Genomic DNA, 22,461 nt, shown 5'->3' on the forward strand with positions numbered 1-22,461 from the left:
GGAATTAGTCATGATACAGAAATTTGAATTTAAGGAACTTGATATGAAGGGGGCATATGAGATAACTCCCTTCTATGCCACAGACGAACGTGGTGGCTTTATCAAGGATTACAATATTGATGCATTTAAGCAAAATGGTATAGATCATGAACTTAAAGAGGTGTTCTATACCATTAGTAAAAAGGGTGTAATTCGTGCGATGCACTTCCAGCTTGTTAAACAGCAAGCCAAGCTTGTTCGTTGTATAAGTGGCCATGTGTATGACGTAATCATAGATCTTCGCCCTGATTCGCCAACATTTGGTAAATGGCAAGGTTTTGATCTAACCGGAGAGAATCAGAAGGCTCTATACATACCTCAGTATTTTGGCCACGGCTATTTGGTGCTGGAGGATTCTGTCGTTAGCTATAAATGTGGTGAGGTGTTTTATGGTGAAGGTGATGCCGGCATAATGTATAATGATCCGGATATGGCTATAGAGTGGCCTTTCGATAAGATTGGCGGTATTGAGAAATTGATCATTTCTGACAAGGATAAAAACTTGATGAGTATGAAGGAATATATAGAAAAAGTACAATAGCTGATGGATAAGCGACTTTCTATTTATGTTAGTTCTCCGGATTCGTATTCCGATGTGCTTGCTGTATTTTTAAAAGGATATCGGAGATATTGGAGTGATTGCCCCTATGAGTTTATTCTAACCACCAATACCAAATCGTATGAAGGAATTACTTGTATATGCAATAATAAGCAAAATGATACTTGGGTTGAGCGCACTATAGCGGCTTTGCCAGTTATAAAATCGAAGTATGTAATGTTGATGTGTGATGACATTATCTTGAGCGACAATGTTGACAATTCATTAATAGAGCAGCTACTTGACTATATGGATAGCCACGAGATAAGGTATTGTAATTTAGGCCCTACTCCTAAAGGATCTAAAATTAAATCTTTTCCTTTATTGCGTAGTGTCAATAAGCAAATCCCCTATGCTATCAATCTTCAATTTGGAATATTTCGAAAAGATCTTTTTGTTGAACTGTTAGGCGATGGCTCTCTTAGTGCATGGGATATTGAAAACTCAATAAATGAACAAGCCGCTGTTGCTCCATCAGAGGATTATAAAGATGTGGTGGCGGTTTCGGAATATGTCTTGCCATATATACATGGAGTATATAAAGGTAAATGGATTAGGCATGCTGTTGAAAATTTGAGTAGATTGAGCTTGTATATAGATTCTGGTAGAGGCGTTGTTCCTCTCTCTCAACAGATAAAGATTGATATGACTAATTGGCTTCAGTGGAAAATATCACCTAAGCAACGGAGAGCGCTAAAAAATGTCTTAAGTAGAGTGGGTATGAAATTTGCTACGAAGAGATGAGCTGGTGTAATGTGGTTATGAAGAACGTTTGTGTTTTTTAATTCTGTGAATCAGAGAGTTGTGTTTTTTTATGAGGCAGATTAGGATCATGAGAATGAGAAAGATAGATTTGAGACGGTTCTTTACGTACAGACTCTGTAAAGAGTCAATCTTCAAGTGTTCCGGATACATCTTATATGTACATATAGAAATTTTTCTTATATAATACTTTTCCTGAAAGTCTATGTTATTTTCCGTATTACTTTCTTTATATCATAAAGAGAGCCCACTATTTTTACGTCAAAGTCTGACCAGTATCTTCACGCAAACGCTATTGCCTATAGAAGTTGTCTTGGTGGAAGATGGTCCTTTGACGGATGAGCTGTATGCGGTCATAAAAGAATTCACAAGCCAGCATCCTGAGTTAAAAGTGATTTCTTTGCCCACCAACCGAGGTCTCGGCAAGGCTCTTAACGAGGGGCTGAAGCATTGTTCGTATGACCTTGTGGCTCGTATGGACACGGATGATATCGCTAAGCCGGATCGTTTTGAGAAGCAATTGGCGATATTTTTGGAACATCCGGAAATTGATGTAGTGGGGGCTTGGATCGATGAGTTTGAAGGGGAGGTATCAAATGTACTTTCCATGCGGAAAGTGCCGGAGCAGCATGAAAATATCTTGAGGTTTGCCAAGGGAAGGTGTCCGGTGAACCATCCGGTGGTGATGTTTCGGAAGTCGGCCGTGCTGAAGGCTGGAGGATATAAGCATTTTCCTTTGTTCGAGGATTATTATCTGTGGGTACGGATGCTGATGAATGGTGCCCGGTTCTATAATATACAAGAGAGCCTGCTCTTTTTCCGCTTCTCGCCGGATATGTTTCGGCGGCGGGGAGGATGGCGGTATGCTGTAACGGAAGTGAGGTTGCAGACGCTGTTTTACAAGATGGGTTTTATCGGCTTTTTCTCCTTGCTAAAGAATGTCTGTATTCGCTTAGTGACCCGTCTTCTCCCTAATGGCTTGCGTTCGTTGCTCTATAAGAGGCTCATCCGGGGGTAAATAGTTTTTTGTCCTCATCCACGGTATCGCTCACGGAAGGTGTCTCAAATATCAAATAACATTTTATCAATAGTCATTTTTATGGCTGGCAGATTATTTTTCATCACATCAAACACTATAACAGCGTCTATATCGAAATAATGATATGCTATAATGTCTCGCATTCCCATAACTCCTTCCATGTTCACGGACAATGTCGCTATCGCTATAAACCATTGGCGGTACTTGCTTGTTTAATAGCCATTATTACGTTAATAAAATAGAGAATATGAGAACAAATGATTCAAAAACATCCGTAGACTCTAAATTGGAGGAGATGGAGGAAAAGTATCCTGTAGAGCAAATCGCTGTTAAAAATGAGAAGAAAATAACGGCCAAGGATGTAAAGGAGGCTGTGAAAGAGATTAATCCCGATACGGACAGCTTGGGTAGCAGAGGGTAAAACGTATTTTAATTTGCTTAAAAGAATAATTATTAAGATTTATAGTATTATCTTTGTGGTTGCGGTTTGTAATAAACTGAGGTATAAAGATTGGTAAATCTAGCAAATTAAATAATAAAGATGTATAGAACAAGAACTTGTGGCGACTTGCGCCTTGCGGATGAAGGTCTGGTGGTTACACTGGCCGGTTGGGTGCAGAAAACCCGCAAAATGGGAGGAATGACATTTGTCGATATCCGCGACCGTTATGGTATTACTCAGTTGGTATTTAATCAGGAGGTTGATGCAGCTCTTTGCGAAAAGGCAAATAAGTTGGGCCGTGAATTCGTGATTCAGGTTACGGGTACGGTTCGTGAGCGTTCCAGCAAGAATGCGCATATCCCGACAGGTGATATTGAGTTGATCGTTTCTGAATTAAATGTCCTGAACACTGCGCTTACCCCTCCGTTCACGATCGAGGAGGAGACAGATGGCGGTGATGACTTGCGTATGAAATATCGTTATCTGGACTTGCGTCGTGCTTGCGTTCGTAAGAATCTGGAACTTCGTCATAGAATGGCGTTCGAGGTTCGCCGCTATTTGGATGAGCAAGGTTTCTTGGAGGTAGAGACTCCGGTTCTTGTAAATTCTACCCCGGAGGGTGCCCGTGACTTCGTGGTTCCTTCCCGTATGAACCCGGGACAGTTCTACGCTTTGCCTCAGTCTCCACAGACCTTGAAGCAATTGTTGATGGTTTCCGGTTTCGACCGTTATTTCCAGATCGTAAAATGTTTCCGTGACGAGGATTTGCGTGCGGATCGCCAGCCGGAGTTCACGCAGATCGACTGTGAGATGAGCTTCGTGGAGCAAGAGGATGTCTTGAATATGTTCGAGGGCATGGCGAAACATTTGTTTAAGGTAATCCGTGGTGTCGAGTTCAAGGAGTCGTTTATGCGTATGACTTGGCAAGATGCTATGAAACAATATGGTAGCGATAAACCGGATTTGCGTTTCGGCATGAAGTTCGTCGAGTTGATGGACATCATGAAAGGCCATGGTTTCTCCGTATTCGATAACGCCGCTTACATAGGGGGTATCTGTGCGGAAGGTGCTGCAAGCTATACCCGTAAACAACTGGATGCGCTGACTGAATTCGTGAAACGTCCGCAGGTAGGTGCTAAAGGTTTGGTTTACGCCCGTGTGGAAGCGGATGGTAACGTGAAATCAAGCGTAGATAAATTCTATAGCCAAGAGGTTCTTCAAGAAATGAAGAATGCGTTCGGCGCTAAGCCGGGTGATTTGATTTTGATCCTTTCCGGCGACGATGCGATGAAGACTCGTAAGCAACTTTGCGAGTTGCGTTTAGAGATGGGTAATCAATTAGGCCTTCGTGACAAGGATAAGTTCGTTTGCTTGTGGGTAATCGACTTCCCGCTGTTCGAATGGAACGAGGACGATCAACGTTTCTACGCTATGCACCATCCGTTTACCTCTCCGAATCCGGATGATATACCGTTGTTGGACACGGATCCGGGCGCTGTTCGTGCGAATGCGTATGATATGGTTATCAATGGCGTTGAAGTGGGTGGTGGTTCTATCCGTATCCACGACAGCCAATTACAGGATAAGATGTTCAAGCTGTTAGGATTCACCGAAGAAAGAGCGCAAGAGCAATTCGGTTTCTTGATGAATGCGTTCAAGTACGGAGCGCCTCCTCATGGAGGTTTGGCTTATGGCTTGGATCGTTTCGTGTCTTTGTTCGCCGGTTTGGATTCTATCCGCGACTGTATCGCTTTCCCGAAGAACAATTCTGGACGAGATGTTATGCTCGATGCTCCGGGTGTCTTGGATCCGGCCCAGTTGGACGAACTGAATTTGATCGTTGATATCAAGAAATAATCCAATCTGAAATTCCATTCGAATGGGAATCTTATTCCATCTGAATGGAATTTTCTTTTCTTCCGAAAGGAATTACTTTTTCTCCCGAACATAAATCAAAAGATATTTAGCATGGTAAAGGTTAAAGATATATTGAGAGAAATCGAGCATTACGCCCCGCTGCCGCTTCAAGAAGGTTTTGACAATGCGGGTGTGCAAGTTGGCGACGTGAACCAGCATGCGACGGGTGTGTTGCTATGCCTAGATGTTACCGAGGAGGTGCTTGATGAAGCGATCGAGATGGGATGTAACCTGATCATCTCTCATCATCCTTTGGCCTTTAAGTCGTTTAAGTCGTTGACTGGCTCCAATTATATCGAGCGTTGCATGATGAAGGCGTGTAAGTATGATTTGGTGGTTTATGCCGCCCATACCAATCTTGATAATGCCGTAGGAGGCGTGAATTACCGTTTGGCAGAGTTGATCGGCTTGCAAAATGTACGGATCTTGAGCCCCCAAAAAGGCGCTTTGTTGAAGTTGGTGACGTTTGTCCCCGAGGCTTATGCCGAGATCATGCGGAATACCTTGTTCAATGCCGGTGCGGGAAGTATCGGGAACTATGATGCTTGCAGTTATAATTTACATGGCGAGGGAACATTCCGTGCCAATGCGGGATGCAATCCGTTTTGTGGTGAGATCGGCGAGGTGCATGTAGAGAAAGAGGTGCGTATGGAGATGATCCTTCCGGCATTCAAGAAGACAGCGGTGACCCGTGCTCTGTTATCCGTTCACCCGTATGAGGAGCCGGCTTTTGATTTTTATTCGTTATCAAACACATGGGAACAGGCAGGTTCCGGTGTAGTGGGAGAGTTGCCTGCCGAGGAAGATGAGTTAAGTTTCTTGTTACGGATCAAGGCCCTGTTTAACGTCGGTTGCGTGAAGCATTCCCCATTTACGGGTAAGTCTATCCGAGAGGTCGCTATCTGCGGAGGCAGCGGCGCTTTCTTGATCAAGGACGCTATCGCGTATGGTGCCGATGTCTTTATAACGGGGGAGGCGAAGTACAACGATTTTTACGATGTGGAGGACCAGATTCTACTGGCGGTTATCGGTCATTATGAATCGGAAATCTGTACAAAAGACATATTTTATAACATAATATCGAAAAAATTCCCTACCTTTGCGGTACATTTTTCGAATGTTAATTCAAACCCAGTAAAATATTTATAGAATGGCTACAGATAAACAATCAGCTGAAAAGGAATATACGGTTGAAGAAAAGCTTTCTACGCTGTATCAACTTCAGACGATGATGACTGAAATTGATAAGATCAAGACCCTTCGTGGTGAGCTTCCTTTGGAGGTTCAAGACTTGGAGGACGAGATCGCAGGACTGGAAACACGTCTCCAGAACTATCAAGCGGAGATCAAGGAGTTTGAGACTTCTGTTGTTGAGCAAAAGCATAAGATCACGGAATCTACCACATTGATAGATCGCTATAAGGCACAATTAGATAATGTGCGTAATAACCGGGAGTTTGATAACCTGTCTAAGGAGATCGAGTTCCAAGGTTTGGAAATTGAGTTCTCAGAGAAAAAAATCCGTGAATTCGGAGAGGCGGTAGACGCTAAGAAAAAAGATATCGCTGAGCTGACTGAGAAGCTGGAAGGCCGTAAGGCTGACTTGGTTCAGAAAAAGAGCGAGTTGGAGCAGATCATTTCCGAGACAAAGCAGGATGAGGAGAAACTTCGTGAGAAAGCGAAGAAGCTGGAAGCCGCTATCGAACCTCGTTTGTTGACCGCTTTCAAGCGTATCCGTAAAGGTGCTCGTAACGGTTTGGCTGTTGTTTATGTGCAACGTGGCGCTTGCGGTGGTTGCTTTAACAAGATCCCGCCTCAGAAGCAATTGGATATCAAGTTGCGTAAGAAAATTATTGTTTGCGAATACTGTGGTCGTATTATGATCGACCCGGAATTAGCAGGTGTAGAAGATTAATTCAAAAGATCTATAAGTAATGGCTCTAGCTAAAACCGGCTAGGGCCATTATTGTTTTTAATACAAAGATGTTATGATACATACGATACGTTTATATATAGAGAAGTACCGGCTGTTATCCGAGGATCGTCCGGTTTTGGTCGGATTGAGCGGTGGTGCCGATTCTGTGGCTTTGTTGGGCGTATTGGTGCGTTTGGGATATCCGTGTATAGCGCTTCATTGTAACTTTCATTTGCGTGGGGAGGAGTCGGATCGGGATGAGGCATTTGCCTGTGAGTTCGCGGAATCTTTGGAAGTACCCTTTCATAAGATAGATTTCGATACGATCTCTTATGCCGGAGAGAAGCATCTCTCGATAGAGATGGCTGCCCGTGAATTGCGCTATGCTTGGTTTGAGGAGATGCGGGAGCGGCTGGGAGGGCAGGCGATCGCCGTCGCCCATCACCGGGACGATAATGTGGAGACAGTCTTGATGAATTTGATACGGGGCACGGGAATCCGGGGGATGAGCGGGATCCGTCCGAGGAATGGTTTCATCGTCCGTCCTTTGCTGTGCGTAAGCCGTGAGGATATCTTGGCTTGGTTGGCGGATCAAGGCTACGCCTATATGGTGGATAGCACGAATTTATCGGATGCTTATACCCGTAATTTTATCCGTTTGAATGTGTTGCCGCTTTTGGAGGAGATAAATCCATCGGCCCGGAATACCATCGCACGTTCCGCCGAGCATCTTTCTGCCGCAGAGACTATATATATATATGTATTGGAACAAGCCCGGAAAGAGGTTGTCGTATCGGATGATCGTCTTTCTATCGGGGCGTTGATGCGGTTTCCGGCTCCGGAGACGATTTTGTATGAGTTATTAAAAGAATATGGTTTTACCCGTCTGGTCTCGGACGATATTTTCGCGGCCTTGACCAAGGAGCCCGGTAAGCTGTTTTACTCTTCCACCCATCGTTTGCTGAAGGATCGGGATTATTTATGGATCACTTCTTTAGAGAAGAAGGAAGAGCGAACCTTCGTTTTAGATCCGGAAAAGGGTATTAATCATGAACCTATTGAACTATCTTTCCAAAAACTTGTTATAACTATAGGTTTCCCTATCGAGAAGAATAAGCGGATCGCTTATTTGGATTATGATAAACTCGATTTCCCTTTAACATTGCGGACTTGGAAAGAAGGCGATTGGTTTATTCCCTTCGGAATGAAAGGACGTAAGAAGTTGAGTGACTATTTCTCCGATCATAAATTTAGCCGGATTGAGAAGGAGCGCACATGGCTTCTTTGTAGTGGCGACGCTATCGTTTGGGTGGTAGGAGAAAGGACTGATAATCGTTTTCGTATAGACGAATCAACAAAGCGTGTGCTAATTGTGAATTTTTTGGGCTAAATCCTCGTTTATTGTAAAAATATTCTTACATTTGCGAAGATTTACTCCGCAGATATGTTACTAATGGTTCAAATTAGCTGAACAATCCGGTTATTACATGAAAATTATAATTAAATAAAGATACAATGATACCATTGGGCGTACATCGTGTTTGTATATGTGATCCGTGTGTATGTACCATTTATATTATTACTTCGCAATATGCAGAAATATAACATTCTAGAACTAAATGAAAAACTTCTTCCCGAACTTCAAAGTATCGCGGAAGAGTTGGGAATAAAAAAAGTTAGCAGCTTAAAGAAAGAAGAGTTGGTTTATCGGATTCTTGATGAGCAAGCGATCTCCTATGCCGGCATCCAGGCTGAAAAGATGAAAGAGAAAGAGGCTAAGAAGCCTGCAGAGGGCCGTAAGAGAGGCCGTCCGGCCAAATCTCCTAAAGTGGCGAAGGCTGAGACTGCCGAAACTGCAGAGAGTACCCAACAGGCTCCGGAAAAGCTAGTGACTGCTCCGGCTGACAAGAAAGAGCAAAAAGAGCAGCCTGAACGTAAGAAAAGAGTCCGTATCGAGAAAAAGGAAAAGGTAGCGGGCGCTATCGCTCCTTCCGAGGATAACAAGGAAGTGGTGGTTTCGAAAGAGCCGCAAACGATCTCTACGGTAACGGAAATCTCGGCCGTGGAAACTCCGGCGGTAGCAGAGAGCCCGGTGGAGAAACCGTTGTTGCCTCCTGTTGTGGCGGAACTTGAAACGGAAGAAGAAGCCGCTTTGCCGGAAAATACGACTCCTGTAGAGGTAGCGGAAGAAACCACTTCTCCACAAGCGACAGAAGAAGAGCCTAAGCGCATCGTATTCCGCCATCCGGACGCTAAATCCGTATTGGATCAAATTTTCCCGTTCTCCGCTCCGAAACCCGAGGCTAACAAACCTCAACCCGAGGCCGCTCCCCAGCAGAATAATCCTCGACAGAACAATCGACAGAATAATCATAATAACAACCGTAATAACAATAACGCTAATAACAACCAGCAGGCTCAAGAGAAAATGTATGAGTTTGATGGCATCCTTACAGGAACCGGCGTGTTGGAGATGATGCAAGATGGTTACGGTTTCCTTCGTTCTTCAGATTATAACTATTTGACTTCACCGGACGATATTTATGTCTCTCAATCCCAGATCAAGTTATTTGGCTTGAAAACGGGTGACGTGGTAGAAGGTTCGATCCGTCCGCCGAAGGAAGGTGAGAAGTATTTCCCGTTGGTGAAAGTGGACAAGATCAATGGACGTACGCCGGAAGAGGTTCGCGACCGGGTTCCTTTTGATCATTTGACCCCGTTATTCCCGGATGAGAAATTCATGCTTACGGCACGTAAATCACCGAAAGTATACGATAATATCGCCGTACGTGTGGTTGATTTATTCTCCCCGATCGGAAAAGGGCAACGTGGTTTGATCGTCGCTCAACCGAAAACCGGTAAGACGATGTTGTTGAAAGATATCGCGAACGCTATCGCTTACAACCATCCCGAGGTTTATATGATTATATTATTGATCGACGAACGTCCGGAGGAGGTTACGGATATGGCTCGTAGCGTAGATGCGGAAGTGATCGCTTCTACATTCGACGAACCGGCTGAACGTCACGTGAAAATCGCTGAGATCGTATTGAACAAGGCGAAACGAATGGTAGAATGTGGTCATGATGTCGTGATTCTTCTGGACTCGATCACTCGTTTGGCTCGTGCTTATAATACGGTACAACCGGCTTCCGGTAAGGTGCTTTCCGGTGGTGTGGACGCAAATGCGTTGCAGAAGCCGAAGCGTTTCTTTGGTGCCGCCCGTAATATTGAGAATGGTGGTAGCCTTACGATTCTAGCCACCGCCCTTACGGAGACTGGCTCTAAGATGGACGACGTGATCTTCGAGGAATTCAAGGGTACGGGTAATATGGAGTTACAATTGGATCGTAAATTATCCAATAAGCGTATCTATCCGGCTGTGGATATCACGGCTTCCAGCACTCGCCGTGATGATTTATTGCAGGATGAGAGCACGTTGAACCGTATGTGGGTCTTACGCAAATATCTATCAGACATGAACTCTATGGAGGCTATGGAATTTGTTAAGCAACGGATGGAACAAACCGTTGATAATATGGAATTCTTGGCATCCATGAACGGTTGATAATATCCCATAAAAAAACACTATACTTTTGAGTTCAAAGCAATATTGTTTTAGCTCCAAAAGTATAGTGTTTTTCAAATAAAAAGTATAGTGCTTTTATTGCGCCTTTTTAGGCCTTCCACGATGTCCCATATTTCGTTTTTGTGGGCTCGAGGATGATCCTTTATCCTCACTTTTACGAGGCCGTCCTCTGCCTCTTTTATTCATACCGTATTTTTCCGGCTCATACAAGGGCACTTCACCGAATTCCGGGCTGACCGGTATCTTATAAACCTCTTTTTCCAAGAAATCCTCTATGCGCTTGAATTGTGCTTGTTCGTCGATCGATACGAAAGTAATCGCCAATCCTTCGCCGTTCGTACCCCGTGCCGTACGTCCGATTCGGTGTACGTAATCCTCCGGATCATGCGGGATATCGAAGTTCACGACCAACTTGATGTCATTGATATCAATTCCACGTGCTACGACATCCGTAGCCACAAGGATATCGATATGTCCGCTCTTGAATTCTTTCATGACCTCCTCCCTTTGGGATTGCTCTAGATCCGAGTGCATGGCGGCTACATTGAACTTTAATCTTTTTAAGGTAGACGCTAATTCTTTCACCTTCATTTTAGAAGAGGAGAAGATAATTACTCGTTGAGGGCGGCTTTGAGTGAAGAGATCTTGTAGAATCTTGAGCTTTTGTGGATCGTAGCAGATATATGCGGTTTGCATGATAGATTCGGGTGGGCGTGAGATAGCGATCTTGACTTCTTCCGGATCTTTTAGGATGGTTTTAGCCAACGTCCGGATCTTAGGCGGCATGGTAGCCGAGAACATGATCGTCTGGCAGTAGGGGGGCAGCTGTTTATGAACCTGCATGATGTCGTCATAAAAACCCATATCCAGCATGCGGTCCGCCTCGTCTAAGACGAAGAACGACACTTTAGACAAATCTACAGTACCTAACTTAATATGGGACAATAAACGTCCCGGGGTAGCGATCACGATATCCGCACCCATCTCTAAACCTCTCTTTTGTTGTTCCCAAGCGATTCCGTCGGTACCTCCATACACGGCTACTGCGGATACGGAAGGTATAAAATAAGTGAATCCTTGAATTTGTTGGTCTATTTGTTGAGCCAATTCCCGGGTCGGTGCCATAATGACCGCATTCACCGCGTCTGTCGGATGACAACCTTTGCTTAGTTCATTAATAACTGGCAAAACATACGCCGCCGTTTTACCGGTTCCGGTCTGTGCGCAAGCGATGATGTCTTTACCTTCTAAAATGACAGGAATCGTTAACTCTTGGACTGGAGTCGTTTCGTCAAAATTCATGTCATAAAGCCCGTCTAATACGGCATCTTCCAAATCTAATTCATCAAATCTCATCTTTTTACATTCAAATTCCCGGTAAAGATAAAGATTATTTAGAAATATTATGCAATAGGTAGGTTTCTCTTTGGTGATAAATAGAAAAATAAATACCTTTATCCCCGAGTTATACCCCAAAAACGAAAGAATTAATATGAATAGTCTAGAAAGCGGAAGTAACGTTCAGTCTGGATTAGAGATGATCATGGAGAAGAGTCCCGATACGATTGTATTAGTAGATCGAAATCTTACTCTTGTCAAGGTTATTTCTGCAAAAGACGATTATTATCATTATTTAGCGAATAACTGTATCGGAAAGCAACCTCAAGCGTTGTTCCCGGACGGGAAGAACTACGATCAATATGAGATCTATAGAGCTGCGGTTAAACGTGTTTTCGAGGAGCAAGTGAAAGTGGATTTCTCTTTTGAGGTCTCTTTTGAAGGAAAGAACTATTATTATCTATCGCAAGCAAGCCTTTTTAATGAGGAGCTTGTAATCGTTTATACACGCGATGTATCTTCTCTGAAAACAGAAAACAATCTACAAGAACTGATCAATACGATATTAGATCGGTTACCGTTGGGGGTTTTCGTGAAAGATGGGGATAACCATTTTAATTACCTGTATTGGAATCATTTTATGGAGGAAATAACGGGTATTGAAACCCGGGAGATCGAGGGACATGATGATTTCGAGGTGAATTATAATGCCTTGATGACCGCCGAGGAGCGTCTGGAAACCGATATGAACGTGATCAAGACAGGACTGACCGCTAGATTCAAGGGCAAGGTAAAATCGGCCTCCGGCGATTACCGGGATATAGAGATCGCTAAATATCCTATTTCCCTAAATAATGGCAAGCCGCTTGTCTTGGCTTTATGGAGAGATATAACTTCCGAGTTGGCTACGGAGAATACTTTGAGAAGAACCCGGATCTTGACGAAAATGGCATTGCGGATAAGTGATATACGTACATGCTCGATCTTCATCGATCCGGACAGTACCCATAATTTCAAGGATTCCGTTGTGACCTTGAACGATTGGAATACCATGTCGGAAGATATGATAGAGGTGTCATGGGGGCAGTTTATCAGCCGGGCGCATCCGGATGATCAAGAACATTATCATAATATGTTTACCCGTCTTTGCCGAGGGGAAATCTCTGAGGCAAGGATCGAGGCACGTATGCTATTTCCCGGCAAGAAGGAATATGTTTGGAGAGAGGTATTCGCTACCGTGTATGAACGGGACGAGAAAGGAAGACCTTCGGTTATCCTTGGATGTTCAACGAATATTCAGGAACGGAAGAATCAAGAATTAAGCCTTGAGGAGGCGAAGGTGAAGGCCGAGGCCGCTGATAAGATGAAATCGAAATATCTGGCGGATATGAGCCATGAGATCCGGACTCCTTTGAATGCGATTACCGGCTTCTCTGAATTGATGGCTTTTGCTGATACGGATGAGGAACGTATGTCGTACTACGATGTGATCAAGATGAATAACCAATTGTTGATGCAATTGATCAATGACATCTTGGATATCTCGAAGATTGAGGCGGATGCGATAAAGATCACATATGAGCAATTAGATGTTAGTGAATTGATGGATACGATTTATGCTTCCGCCAAGTTACGGGTCCCGGGAGGAGTCAAGTTAGTTTTAGAGAAAGGGGCTGACCACCATATGTTCGGTACGGATAGCATGCGTCTGTTGCAGTTGATTAATAATTTGGTGAACAACGCTATCAAGAACACGAAAGAAGGTAGCATCACGATGGGATATACCATTCAACCGGATAATCAATTACGTTTTTACGTAAGGGATACGGGAATCGGTATCGATAAGGACAAATTGAAAGATGTCTTCGGTCGTTTCGTGAAAATAAACGACTATATGGAAGGTATCGGATTAGGACTGGCTATCTGCAAAGGATTAGTTGTTAAGATGGGAGGTTCGATACATGTTACTTCTGAATTAGGGGTAGGTTCAGAGTTCTCCTTTATTTTGCCGTCTCACGAATAGCGCTATTTGTAATAGCGCTTATAAATTTGGTCGTATAATCCACTGTTCTTGATTTGCTGGAGCCAACTATTTAGGCTATCCAGTAGGACAGGGGAGTCTTTACGGACCGCCCACGATTGCAATTGGGTAAAACTGACATCCGTTAGGATATCGACTTCCGGCAGGTTTTTCTGGGTCATGCGAGCGATTTGTTGGTCGCATACGGCATAATCGATATCGCTTTTGGCTACCATGATCATAAGCTGCTCGGTAGAATATAACTCATCTTCCACCACGTAGATCGTATCGCCTATCTCGTGTCCCAGATTTTGCAGACGCAATAAGGCCGGGGAATCTTTCGGTATGTATAAAGTCTTTTGGGCTAAATCCAATTGGTTACGGATAGGGGCTTGTCCGTTGTTCGCCTCTGCCGTACGTTGTACCAAGACTTGCTTGTTGAGAACGATCGGTTCGGTGAACAGGTAGTTTTCCCGCATCTCGGAGGTGATGGGTATGTTTCTTGCGATTACGTCGCATTTGTTGTCCGATAATTCCTCGAAACTTTTCGCTAAACTCATTTCCAAATGCGTCTGAACCTCCAATCCGGATAATTTAGCGATCGCTTGGCTAAGCTCGTATTGAAAACCTTGCACTGTATCGCCTGATACGAAATACCCGGATTGATTGTATTCGGTTATCATCCGGAGAATTCCTTCTTCCTTGATTTCCGGATAATCACGAGGTCCGATCTCTTGGGGACGTTGGTTAAGTCTCCAAAGCTGTACCATTGTCACTACAGCGACAATCAGTAGAAAAGCGTATAGGATAAGCAACTTCTTAGATCTCATGGCAATCGATTAATTATTGAAAGTCACGGAGATACCCATTTTCAAGACCATCGGGTCCAACGGATAATGCGCAAGAGAGAAGTAATTCGGGTCAACGAACTTAGAGCCTAGATTGTATGCCATGATGAAGAAGCGAGCTTGCTTCAAATGGAAATTCGCATAAGCGTTGATTAACGGATAATTGCCAACCTTCACCTTCGTATCGCCTTCCTGTACTTGGAATTGCTGGGTAGCCGGCTCGTAATAAGGAGCGTAATAAGCGGTGTTGTAGTATACGTTCGCACCAATCTGTACGGTTAATACTTTCGCCAACTTAAACGCTAGATATATATTCGAGTATACGCTGATATCCGGCAACGGAAGTTGAGACTTCTCGCTAGAAAGCTGGTAGGCTACCTCATTTTCCCATCCGAACGCACGGTACATGATATCTTGCTTGATACGGGCTGAGACAACTTGGATGTTCTTACTGCTTTGCTCCGGCAAACCTTTGCCGTTGAAGAATACATAATTCTGGATACTTTCCACTCCTCCGGATAACTGGGTACGGGTGGATTCCAAGTTGATTTTCGCTCCGGCGTAAATCCTTTGCACATTTTTCAATGATAGATCCCACCAATAGTAACGCCCATGATGGTGACGTTGGTAAAACGCCGGGGTGATATTCTTGATATATCCTTCCGCCTTGATGGTAGCGTCTTTCTTGAAAAGCTTGAATTTGGTCTGTAAGTCTCCGCTCACTCGAACCTCTCCGGCGTCACTTCCCGCAAGTCCTAATTCTCCACGGACATTGTAGGTAAGAAGGCTACCACGGCGTTTGGATAATTCGCCTCCGATGTAGGTCGTAAACTCATCATATACCTCGGAAGTAGGGAAATTTAATGTACTCGGCTCAGAGCTTCCACGACCATCCGGACCGTAATCCAGTCCGGGAACTTGGGATGCCAATCTAAACCGGCGTTTCTCGAAAGTAACGAAGGCGGTCAGCCCAAACTTAGCCCAATCTTGGAAACCTTCCCGCAAGGCCAACGCAAAAGTATTCTTTAAATTCCAGGAGGAAGTCTGGTCATTCAAAGATGCGTCCATACCATAAAGATGAGTGTAGCAGGTATCGATCCCGGCATCATTAGAGATAAAGCGTCTGCGGTTATCTTCGTAATCGATGGTATGGATGATACTGGAAACCGGAATGAATACCTCTTTTACGTTCCCTTCCTCATCGGTTTCTTCCAATTCTTTGGTAAAACCGAGATTGTATCTCTGTGTCAGGAAATATTGTTTTCCACGGACACGGTTCCATGTGTCCGTGTAACGGACAGGGTATGATTTACTATCGATATTTCTTTGATTCTCGGCCAAGTCATCGGGATTCGTGATATACTGGTCATTTGTAAGTCCACCGTTCTCGTAGTTTACGAAATTGAAATTACTTAAATAAGCGTTTAACTCGTAACGGTCGGTGATATAACTTCCGAAAAAACGATAACTTAATAATTTATTACCGTTGGAGTTATAATATCCGCGGCTATAGATATAATCCATCTCGCCACCGACATTGATCTTCTTGCCAAAGTTCATGGTCAGTACCCCTTTCAGTCGGTCCATCTTATTCTGGCTAGCTCCTCCTGTCGTATAAGTCACTTGGGTATAGGGTACTTTGGTATCATAGAAATAAGCGTTTGTCGGGGTCGTGATATAATAATCATAGGCATCGGCGAAGATGAAATCACGTTCCTCCTTACGTTCGTTAAAAATACGGGTTTGCGCCGGCGATCCCACATTCGCCAGATAACCTACGGCCAATGAGTTCGCTTCCACCAACGTACTATTCCCGAAATTTAATCGATTGGTATCCATAGGAGCGATATAACGTTCTCCCAAAAGAGGCGTGAGCCGATAACCGATGATTCGTTTTGATTTCAGCGCCGCGCTATCTGTTTGCAGCAAGCTATCCGGTATTTCCTTGTTTGAGGATGATAAATTAGATAACGAGAATCCACCTCGTCCTCCCCGGCTCCCGGAACGTCCTTGCGCATGCGCGGAAGCCGCCGTTCCTATCAGAAAAAGTAATATGTATAGATAATACTTCATGGGTTGCAAAGATATAACAAAAAATAATGTGCCAATTATAAAATATGCCAATATGCCAATCAGAAAACTTAATTGGCATATCGGCACATCAATGAATGAGCTTCTTATATTTTCTGTATAATCTCCATTCCTTTCTTAATGGCTGTCTCGTTCATCGGCAACAAATGATGGTGACGCTCGGGCAAGGATTTCTTTAATCCTAGCATGACGTTCTCCAATTGAACCATCGGGGCGATTTTAAGCAACCCACCTAAGATCAACATATTGAATGCCTTCTCGTTCTTCATCTCGGTAGCGGCGTCCATGGCATCTACCCGATATACGTTAATATCCGTACGCTTTGCGGGCGTATGGATGCCATAACCATCGTAAATCAAAATACCGCCCGGTTTCACCTTGTTCTCGAACTTATCCATGGAAGGTTGGTTCAAGATAATAGCGATATCATATTCATTCAATACGGGTGAGCTGATACGCTCGTCGCTCAAGATAACGGTTACGTTGGCCGTACCGCCACGTTGCTCAGGTCCGTATGAAGGCATCCAGCTAACCTCCTTGCCTTCCATCAAACCGGAATAGGCCAAGATCTTACCCATAGACAATACACCTTGTCCACCGAAGCCTGCTATAATTATTTCTTGTTTCATTGTCGTTTACCGTATTACTTATTCAACATTCTTTAAGTCGCCCAGCGGGTAGAAGGGGAACATGTTCGCTTCCATCCATTTATTGGCTTTTTCCGGAGTCATCTTCCAGCCGGATGAGCAAGTGGAGACGAACTCTACCACAGAAGTACCCTTACCGGCCATAGCGTTCTCGAAAGCCTTACGAAGCATCTTCTTCGCTTTCCGTACGGCTGCGGCTGTCTGTACGCTTTGGCGTGTTACCAAGCAAGTTCCTTCCAATTGGGCTAATAAATCACCGATCTTCAGCGGGTAACCGTTCAAGGCGATGTTGCGTCCGTAAGGACAGGTAGCTGTGGGCATGCCTTCCAGTGTAGTCGGAGCCATCTGTCCGCCGGTCATACCATAGATCGCGTTATTTACGAATACGATCACGATATTCTCGCCACGGTTGGCTGCATGAATCGTCTCGGCCGTACCGATAGCCGCCAAGTCACCATCTCCTTGATACGTGAATACCATCTTCTCCGGATTCAAGCGTTTAACGGCAGAAGCGATGGCTGGCGCACGTCCGTGGGCTGCCTCGATCCAATCGATATCCAAGTAGTTATATGCGAATACGGCACATCCCACGGGGGAGATACCGATTGTCTTATCTTCCAGACCCATATCGGCTATAACCTCGGCGATTAGCTTATGTATCACACCGTGGCTGCAACCGGGGCAGTAGTGCATGGGATTTTCATTCATCAATCTGGGCTTTTCATACACCAGATTTTCCGGTTTAATTATATCGTTGAGTTCCATAATCTTTAATTATTAATGTATATATCTTAGGACATATTGCACCAGCCGCAATACGATCGCCGCTCCACCGCAATACAAGAATACGGTCTTATCGCTAACAGCGAAGTAACATACCACGGCAGCTATGGCCAGTAGCATAAAAACCAGCGTCAATATCTCGTCAGCTTTACTTCCTCGTGTCATACGGATCAGAATAATTTTTCCTTCAGCGCGTTCAATACCTCATCCGGGGTGAATACGATTCCACCCAATCGGCCAAAGTGCTCTACCTTCACCTTACCATTTACGGCTAGGCGAACGTCCTCTACCATCTGTCCGGCGTTCAACTCAACCGATAACATACCTTTTACCTTATCCGCATAAGTGGCGATCACTTTTGTCGGGAACGGCCATAACGTGATCGGGCGTAACAAGCCAAGCTTGATACCTTCCGCACGGGCGATCTCAACTACCTTCTGGCAAATACGGGCGGAAGAACCGAACGCAATCAATAGATAATCAGCGTCCTCACATTGGAACTCCTCGTAACGAACCTCGTTTTCCTCGATCTTGCGATATTTCGCTTGGAAACGGATATTGTTCTCTTCCATCTTCGCCGGGTCTAGCTCCAAGGAAGTGATGACGTTACCTTTGCGTCCGCCCTTCTTTCCTTGTACGGCCCAAGGACATTGAGCGATAATCTCTTCCTCGGTACGACGGGTATGATAGGGAGGCATAACCACTTTCTCCATCATCTGTCCGATGATACCGTCCGCCAAGATAATAGCGGGGTTATTGTATTTGAAAGCCAGATCAAAACCAAGGCCTACGAAATCGGCCATCTCTTGTACGGAAGAGGGTGCCAAGGTAATCAAACGGTAATCGCCATGGCCACCGCCTTTCACGGTCTGGAAATAATCAGCCTGACTCGGCTGGATCGTTCCTAATCCGGGACCGCCACGCATAACGTTCACGATCAGACAAGGAAGCTCCGCTCCCGCGATATAAGAAATACCTTCTTGTTTCAAGCTCACGCCCGGACTGGAAGAAGAGGTCATCACTTTCTTTCCAGTGCCAGCTCCGCCGTATACCATATTAATAGCGGCTACCTCGCTCTCCGCTTGTAAGACTACCATGCCGGTCTTTTCCCACGGCATCTCTGCCATAAGGGTTTCCAATATCTCCGACTGTGGAGTGATCGGATAGCCGAAGTAACCGTCCACGCCATAGCGGATAGCCGCATGGGCGATGGCCTCGTTACCCTTCATTAATTTTATATCTTCTGCCATATCTTGATATAACTTTATATTTTTACTTTGTAGATCGTTAGACAACCGTCCGGACAAACTAACCCGCAACTAGCGCAACCGATGCATGCGTCCGGGTTCTTCATGTACACATAGTGATACCCCTTGTTGTTTACTTCTCGTGGGTGCAACTCCAGTACATCCGACGGGCAGGCTACTACGCAAAGGTTACATCCCTTGCAGCGCTCTGTGTTTACAACAACAGCTCCTTTTATTTTCGCCATAATACTTGTTTATTTAAAGTCTAAATGTAACACATTTCTATTGAGGCATCAAAGTTAGTAAAAAATTACTCGTTGCCAAGATTATAACGTTTCATTTTGTTGAATAGCGTCTTTCTACTGATATTTAAAGCCTCGGCGGTCAGGGTACGGTTATAGTTATGCTTTTGCAGCGCGGACAGGATGCGGGCCTTCTCCGCCAAGGAGTTCGTATCACGGAGCGAGGTGTCTTCTTCCGCTTCCTGAGGAGCTGTCAGTCGCTCCATCTGGTAGCTTTTGATACGGGCGGGCAGATGTCCGGGATGGATTTGCCGGTCTACGCAGAGTATCATGGCGCTTTGTACGGCGTTCTCTAAATCCCGTACGTTACCGGGCCAGTCGTAGGCGCATAACTGATCCATAGCCTCGGGCGTGATGCTCTCGATCGAGAGATTGAGCAAGGAATTATGTTTGCGAAGGAAAAATGCGGCCAGCAACGGGATGTCCTCTTTCCGTTCCCTAAGGGGTGGAAGCTGTATGGTGAAGACATTCAGCCGATAGAGCAGGTCCAGACGGAATTTACCCAGTCTTACTTCTTCTTCCAAGTTCCGGTTCGTAGCCGCCACGATCCGGACATTGACGGGGATCGCTTTCTTGCCTCCGATGCGGGTAATCTTACGTTCTTCTAATACACGCAGTAATTTTACTTGGGCGTCTAGCGGGAGCTCGCCGATCTCGTCTAGGAACAGGGTACCGCCATTTGCCCGCTCGAACGTGCCGGCTTGTGTTTCCTTGGCATCGGTAAAGGCGCCTTTCTCATGCCCGAAAAGCTCGCTCTCCATCAAGGTGAGCGGGATCGCCCCACAGTTGATCGCCACGAAAGGCTGGCTCACGCGTTTACTCCGGTCGTGTATCGCCCAGGCGATCAGTTCCTTTCCGGTTCCACTCTCTCCGTGGATCAAGACGGTAGCGTCGGTTTCCGCCACCCGTTCCACTTGGAGCATGACCTGCCTCAGTCCGCTTTTCTCGCCGATGATACCGGTGTTCATATCTCCTAACTTGTTTTTCAAGTACTTGATCTCGCCTTTCATCCGGCAATGCTCTACGGCACGGCTTACGGTAAGGAGCAACTTATCGTTGTCAAAAGGCTTCTCAATAAAATCGTAAGCGCCTTTCTTTACGGCATCTACCGCCAAGGAGACGGAACCGAAAGCGGTTATGAACACGACGACTTGGTTCGGGCATAGCCGTTTGATCTTCTCCAATGCCTCCACGCCGGTAAGCACCGGCATTTGCTGGTCTAGCAAGATCACGTCGGGACGGAAGGAGAGGAGGGCGTCTACGGCCTCTTGTCCGTTCGCGGCGGTTTGTACCTCGTATCCGTCTTCTTTCAAGAGCAGGGCGATCATCGCACGGATGCGCGGCTCGTCGTCGGCTACTACTATTTTTGCTTTCATACTATATATTGCGGTAACTTGATGGTGAAACATGTGCCTTTGCCGGGAGTACTGTGTACCTCGATCTCGCCCTCGTGGCGGTTGATGATACCGTAACAGATGGCGAGTCCTAAACCAGTCCCCTCGTCTTTGGTGGTGAAGAAGGGATTGAAGATGTGATCCAGATCTTTCTCGCCGATGCCTTTTCCGCTGTCCTCGAAGGAGAGGAGCAGGTAATGGGAATGATCGTCAATGGATGCTCCCTTCTCTATACTAATTATTAATGTACGTGAGCGTTCCGGGGGATTCTGGCTCATCGCCTCCACTGCGTTGAGGATGATGTTGAGAAATACTTGTTTGAGTTGCTCGGCATCCGCTTGCAAGGCGGTATTCTCATGGAAATATTCAAATTCCACCTCGACCTGTTGCTTCTTCAGCGTATTATGGACGAGTAGCAATGTCTGGTTGATCAATTGCTCCAGATTGACTTCCGATGAATTCAAGGCGGATGGACGGGCGAAAGAGAGCAGGCCTTGCACGATCTTGTTGATACGCTCCACCTCGGAGATGAGTTCCGTGGCCATCTCCGATTTCACGGGATCGGCCGAGAAATCCTTGCTTAAGTATTGGATCGTGCTACGAATGGCGGTCAGCGGGTTACGGATCTCGTGGGCGGCTCCGGCGGCCAGTTCCCCTAAAGTGGCGAGCCGGTCGGTCCGGTACATCTTCTTGATTCGTTCGGATTGGATCTCATAAAGGGAGGCATGTTCGATGGCGAATGCCGCTTGGTTGAACAAGAGGGAGAGAAGCCCCAGCTCATTCTCGGTAAAACCGGTGCGATCTGTCTTCTTTCCCAGCATAATCACGCCGCTCACCTTATTCATCACTTTGAGCGGGTAAATGAGTTCCGCTTGGAGTTGCTCCAGCTTCTCCCGCTCCTCGGCCGTGAAGTAATCCGCTATATCGGGATTTTGGGAGAGCAGAAGCGAGCGTTCGTTCACGAATAGCCAACTGATCAGTTTATCTTTTCCATTGAAAGAGAGGGAAGAGGATAACGGGCTGTCTTGCGGTTTATACTTTCCCGTATTCTCATCTAATAGAAAAAGATGAATGATCTCTACAGGGCATATCTGTCTGATCTTGGAGATAAAATTATTGATCAGTAGGGACTTATCTGCGATAAGCATCAAGGAACGGTTGAACTCGGAAAGCATCTTGCTGAGTTCGGGCTGCGGTGTATTTGTGTGTCGTTTGAATAAGGATAACATGCTTCTCGGATATTAGGATGGGCAAATGTACTCTTTTTGAGTAAGAATTTACCCGTTTTGAGTAAGGATATTACCCGTTACCCAAAGATGGAATATTCGCTGTTTGTGTATAATATTGTTTGTTAGTGAGTTATATGCTTTGGCACGGCGTTTGTATTCTATAGGGTAAAGAGGGATGATCTCTGGTATATTTGGGTAAAAGTTTACCGATACCCATTTAGTTTGTCTTATGCTGATATAGGTAGACACATTCAATAACAA

Annotated in this window: 22 protein-coding genes; 10 read left to right on the top strand and 12 right to left on the bottom strand. The window is 45.2% G+C overall.

Annotated elements, in window-relative coordinates:
- The first annotated feature begins 10 nt into the window (after nucleotides 1-10).
- From rfbC to DW205_RS20335, 3 genes are all read left to right on the top strand, one after another.
- The gene (gene rfbC / locus DW205_RS20325) at nucleotides 11-580 is read left to right on the top strand and encodes a dTDP-4-dehydrorhamnose 3,5-epimerase (RefSeq protein ID WP_008778280.1); all 570 of its coding nucleotides are present in this window, start codon (nucleotides 11-13) and stop codon (nucleotides 578-580) included.
- Between the two features lie 3 nt (nucleotides 581-583).
- Entirely contained in the window at nucleotides 584-1,381 is a 798-nt protein-coding gene (locus tag DW205_RS20330) for a hypothetical protein (protein WP_005868211.1), read from the top strand.
- Between the two features lie 223 nt (nucleotides 1,382-1,604).
- Entirely contained in the window at nucleotides 1,605-2,417 is an 813-nt protein-coding gene (locus DW205_RS20335; protein WP_005868212.1) for a glycosyltransferase, read from the top strand.
- A 44-nt stretch (nucleotides 2,418-2,461) separates the two neighbouring features.
- Here the strand turns inward: DW205_RS20335 and DW205_RS20340 are convergent, their stop codons facing one another.
- A complete protein-coding gene (locus DW205_RS20340; protein WP_121963147.1) occupies nucleotides 2,462-2,599 on the bottom strand; it encodes a HepT-like ribonuclease domain-containing protein in 138 nt (45 codons plus the stop codon).
- 86 nt (nucleotides 2,600-2,685) lie between these two features.
- On the opposite strand from DW205_RS20340, the gene DW205_RS22390 reads away from it, so the two are divergent.
- The 6 genes from DW205_RS22390 to rho all read left to right on the top strand — a co-directional run bounded on the left by DW205_RS22390 (nucleotide 2,686) and on the right by rho (nucleotide 10,280).
- The gene (locus DW205_RS22390; protein WP_005856296.1) at nucleotides 2,686-2,859 is read left to right on the top strand and encodes a hypothetical protein; all 174 of its coding nucleotides are present in this window, start codon (nucleotides 2,686-2,688) and stop codon (nucleotides 2,857-2,859) included.
- 120 nt (nucleotides 2,860-2,979) lie between these two features.
- Entirely contained in the window at nucleotides 2,980-4,737 is a 1,758-nt protein-coding gene (gene aspS, locus DW205_RS20345; protein ID WP_005856298.1) for an aspartate--tRNA ligase, read from the top strand.
- Between the two features lie 111 nt (nucleotides 4,738-4,848).
- Nucleotides 4,849-5,946, top strand: a complete 1,098-nt coding sequence (locus DW205_RS20350; RefSeq protein WP_005868213.1) for a Nif3-like dinuclear metal center hexameric protein — start codon at nucleotides 4,849-4,851, stop codon at nucleotides 5,944-5,946.
- 1 nt (nucleotide 5,947) lies between these two features.
- Nucleotides 5,948-6,712: a zinc ribbon domain-containing protein gene (locus tag DW205_RS20355; protein ID WP_005868214.1), complete on the top strand. Its 765-nt coding sequence runs from the start codon at nucleotides 5,948-5,950 to the stop codon at nucleotides 6,710-6,712.
- Nucleotides 6,713-6,785: 73 nt separating this feature from the next.
- A complete protein-coding gene (tilS, locus tag DW205_RS20360; protein ID WP_005868215.1) occupies nucleotides 6,786-8,102 on the top strand; it encodes a tRNA lysidine(34) synthetase TilS in 1,317 nt (438 codons plus the stop codon).
- 201 nt (nucleotides 8,103-8,303) lie between these two features.
- On the top strand, nucleotides 8,304-10,280 hold the full coding sequence (gene rho / locus DW205_RS20365) for a transcription termination factor Rho (RefSeq protein WP_005868216.1): 1,977 nt from the start codon (nucleotides 8,304-8,306) through the stop codon (nucleotides 10,278-10,280).
- Between the two features lie 96 nt (nucleotides 10,281-10,376).
- On the opposite strand, the gene DW205_RS20370 is transcribed toward rho, so the two are convergent.
- Nucleotides 10,377-11,657, bottom strand: coding sequence for a DEAD/DEAH box helicase (locus DW205_RS20370; RefSeq protein WP_008778281.1), 1,281 nt, complete (start codon nucleotides 11,655-11,657; stop codon nucleotides 10,377-10,379).
- Between the two features lie 136 nt (nucleotides 11,658-11,793).
- Here DW205_RS20370 and DW205_RS20375 point away from each other — a divergent pair, with 136 nt between their 5' ends.
- A complete protein-coding gene (locus tag DW205_RS20375) occupies nucleotides 11,794-13,662 on the top strand; it encodes an ATP-binding protein (protein ID WP_005868217.1) in 1,869 nt (622 codons plus the stop codon).
- 2 nt (nucleotides 13,663-13,664) lie between these two features.
- Here DW205_RS20375 and DW205_RS20380 read toward each other — a convergent pair whose 3' ends face one another.
- From DW205_RS20380 to DW205_RS22660, 10 genes are all read right to left on the bottom strand, one after another.
- Nucleotides 13,665-14,489 carry a transporter substrate-binding domain-containing protein gene (locus DW205_RS20380; protein WP_005868219.1) on the bottom strand — a complete coding sequence of 275 codons (825 nt, stop codon included), beginning with the start codon at nucleotides 14,487-14,489 and terminating at the stop codon, nucleotides 13,665-13,667.
- Nucleotides 14,490-14,498: 9 nt separating this feature from the next.
- Nucleotides 14,499-16,580: a putative porin gene (locus DW205_RS20385; protein WP_008778282.1), complete on the bottom strand. Its 2,082-nt coding sequence runs from the start codon at nucleotides 16,578-16,580 to the stop codon at nucleotides 14,499-14,501.
- 104 nt (nucleotides 16,581-16,684) lie between these two features.
- A complete protein-coding gene (locus DW205_RS20390) occupies nucleotides 16,685-17,227 on the bottom strand; it encodes a 2-oxoacid:acceptor oxidoreductase family protein (RefSeq protein ID WP_005868223.1) in 543 nt (180 codons plus the stop codon).
- A gap of 18 nt (nucleotides 17,228-17,245) precedes the next feature.
- Complete coding sequence (locus tag DW205_RS20395) at nucleotides 17,246-18,010, bottom strand: thiamine pyrophosphate-dependent enzyme (protein ID WP_005856318.1); 765 nt, start codon at nucleotides 18,008-18,010, stop codon at nucleotides 17,246-17,248.
- A gap of 12 nt (nucleotides 18,011-18,022) precedes the next feature.
- Nucleotides 18,023-18,193 carry a hypothetical protein gene (locus DW205_RS22395; RefSeq protein ID WP_005868224.1) on the bottom strand — a complete coding sequence of 57 codons (171 nt, stop codon included), beginning with the start codon at nucleotides 18,191-18,193 and terminating at the stop codon, nucleotides 18,023-18,025.
- A gap of 5 nt (nucleotides 18,194-18,198) precedes the next feature.
- Nucleotides 18,199-19,278: a 3-methyl-2-oxobutanoate dehydrogenase subunit VorB gene (locus DW205_RS20400; RefSeq protein WP_005868226.1), complete on the bottom strand. Its 1,080-nt coding sequence runs from the start codon at nucleotides 19,276-19,278 to the stop codon at nucleotides 18,199-18,201.
- A gap of 14 nt (nucleotides 19,279-19,292) precedes the next feature.
- Nucleotides 19,293-19,520 carry a ferredoxin family protein gene (locus DW205_RS20405; RefSeq protein WP_005856324.1) on the bottom strand — a complete coding sequence of 76 codons (228 nt, stop codon included), beginning with the start codon at nucleotides 19,518-19,520 and terminating at the stop codon, nucleotides 19,293-19,295.
- 65 nt (nucleotides 19,521-19,585) lie between these two features.
- A complete protein-coding gene (locus tag DW205_RS20410; protein ID WP_005868228.1) occupies nucleotides 19,586-20,953 on the bottom strand; it encodes a sigma-54 dependent transcriptional regulator in 1,368 nt (455 codons plus the stop codon).
- On the bottom strand, nucleotides 20,950-22,200 hold the full coding sequence (locus DW205_RS20415; protein ID WP_005868229.1) for a GAF domain-containing sensor histidine kinase: 1,251 nt from the start codon (nucleotides 22,198-22,200) through the stop codon (nucleotides 20,950-20,952). The genes DW205_RS20410 and DW205_RS20415 overlap by 4 nt, the downstream gene beginning before the upstream one ends.
- A 48-nt stretch (nucleotides 22,201-22,248) precedes the next feature.
- Nucleotides 22,249-22,461: hypothetical protein (locus DW205_RS22660; RefSeq protein ID WP_233523168.1), on the bottom strand; the 213-nt coding region annotated here is incomplete at its 5' end.

This window comes from Parabacteroides sp. AM17-47 (assembly GCF_003434625.1).
GTDB classification, from domain to species: domain Bacteria; phylum Bacteroidota; class Bacteroidia; order Bacteroidales; family Tannerellaceae; genus Parabacteroides; species Parabacteroides distasonis.